We start from the raw sequence: 2270 nt of genomic DNA, 5'->3' as shown, positions 1-2270 counted from the left end.
GGCAAGCCGCATCGTGGGGGAAAAATCGTCGACGTGTGGCAATCGGTCTAGAACTTGGTTCCGTTGAGAACGGATCCGTTCTTGATGACGATCGAGATTCCGTCGCGGACTTGCAAGGGTTCATCCTCGCCGAGTGAATCGACGTTTTCGGCATTGGTGATGGTAACGTCGGTTCCGACGCGCGAGTTCTTGTCCAGAATCGCTCCGCTGATGACGCTGTTGTCGCCGATCCCGACCGGGATTTGGCCCGGGGTCAAGGTGTCGGGGTCTTCGATGTAATCGGCGCCCATGACGACGCTGTTTTTGATCGTGACGTTGTCCCCGATCTTGGTTCGAAGCCCGATCACACTGTGCTCGATGGTGACGTTGTGTCCGATGTGGCAACCGTCGGCGATCAGGCTGCCACGGATGGTGACGTTGTCGCCGACGACCGTGGGCGGCAGAAAACGCGGGCGGCTGTAGATCGGGGCGTCGACGCTGCCGAGTTGGAACGGCGGCGACTTGCTGGCCAGCGAAAGGTTGGCTTCGTAAAACGCGCGGATCGTTCCGATGTCTTCCCAGTAGCCGTCAAACAGGTGCACTTGGACTTTGCGTTTGTCGATCGCCGCGGGAAAGACTTCTTTGCCGAAGTCCGAGTGATCGTTGCCGTGCAGCAGGTCCACCATGACCTCTTTCTTGAAGATATACAGGCCCATGCTGGCCAGGCAATCACGTCCCTTGCTGGGGATTCCACGGGCGTCGATCCAAGCGGGATCCATACGAACCTTGGCCAGTTCTTCTTCCGTTTGGGGTTTCTCGACGAACCCGGTCACACGGCCGTCGTCGTCGAGTTGCATGATTCCCAGTGCGGCGGCGTCTTTGCGGTCGACCGGGATTCCGGCGATGGTCGCATCGGCTCCGGAATCGATGTGCGACTTCATCATGTCGCGAAAATCCATCCGATACAGTTGGTCACCGGACAGGATCAGGATGTGTTCAATCTCGGGCTGGTCGATGTAACGCAGGTTTTTACGGACGGCGTCGGCGGTTCCCTGGTACCAGTCGGTTCCGGCATCGACGGTTTGCTGTGCGGCCAACAGTTCGACGAAACCGCCGGTGAATTGATCGAAGCGATAGGTTTGACGGAGGTGGCGGTGCAGGCTGACCGAGAGGAATTGGGTCAACACGAAAACGCGACGCAGTCCGCTGTTGATGCAGTTGGAAATCGGGATGTCGATCAGCCGGTACTTGCCTGCCAGCGGGACCGCGGGCTTGGCACGAATCTTGGTCAGCGGAAAGAGTCGCGTTCCGCGACCGCCGCCAAGAATCAGTGCGATCGTATTTTTTGACAGGTCCATCGGGTAGTCGGAGTGAGAAGTCATGACGATTGGGGAATAGGAAAGGGGGATGGGGTTCGACTGCAGATCATTGTTCCACCGTTCTAACGCACGCGAGGGACGCGGGAAAGGTTCCAGCGGCTACCAATATTTTTCGAAATGAATCCTGCCGGGACCTTGGCCGTGGATTTCGTGACGAAAACCCGCCGCTTCGAGCAACGGTAACATGCCCGGCTTTTTGGGTGCGGGGGCTCCCGGCGGAACATAACCGATCATGTCCGGGTTGCCACACAAAAAGACATGCGTGTTGGTTGGCGAAAGCGGGTCGTCGGCGGCCGCGGCAAGTTGACCGCTGGTGAAAAATTCTTGGATGTATTGCTTGCCGACATAACCGGGCAAACTGGGATCCAGGTTAATGTCTTCGCGAGTGGTGCAGGGCAGGTAGCGATAATTCGGAAATTGATCCATCAGTAAACGGTGTTGTGCGTGGTACGCCAAGTCGCGTCGGTAGCGGACACAGCAGGCATTGATGATGCGGCCGTGGTGTCCGGCGTCGAGCAACGTCGCGGTCATGGCGTTGTGCGGGGCCTCTCCGGTTCCGGTCGACAGCATCATGACGGTGGCGTCGGGGCGAATTTGACCGAGCGTGTACGTGCCGACGATTTTTTTTCCGATCGCGATCCGATCCCCCTTGCCCAGACAGAAAAGTCGTGGCGTCAGCGCCGGTGGGGCTTTGCCGGGGCCGTCCGCCTCCCGGACCAAGACGACGTAGAATTCCATGTAGTCGACCGCATGAATCGGTGCCAGCTGATGGTCCGCGTCGAGTAGCGGGCAGGAGATCGAATAGGCGCGTTTGACCACCCCGGTGAGTTTTTTTTCCGGCAGGTTTTCCTGTTGGGTGCCTTCCAGACGCGGTTCCCAGTTACCGAGCCCGAGCGTGACGTATTGACCGGC

2 protein-coding genes are annotated in these 2270 nt (G+C 58.5%); both read right to left on the bottom strand.

Going from position 1 to position 2270, the window contains the following annotated elements; genetic code table 11:
• Positions 1-47: 47 nt before the first annotated feature.
• On the bottom strand, positions 48-1361 hold the full coding sequence (locus ABX749_RS30160; RefSeq protein WP_372899298.1) for a glucose-1-phosphate adenylyltransferase: 1314 nt from the start codon (positions 1359-1361) through the stop codon (positions 48-50).
• 96 nt (positions 1362-1457) lie between these two features.
• Positions 1458-2270: ferredoxin--NADP reductase (locus ABX749_RS30155; RefSeq protein WP_372899297.1), on the bottom strand; the 813-nt coding region annotated here is incomplete at its 5' end.

Origin of the sequence: Stieleria sp., from assembly GCF_041595215.1 — a bacterium.
GTDB lineage: Bacteria > Planctomycetota > Planctomycetia > Pirellulales > Pirellulaceae > Stieleria > Stieleria magnilauensis.
This window is presented reverse-complemented; position numbering and strand designations above follow the sequence as displayed.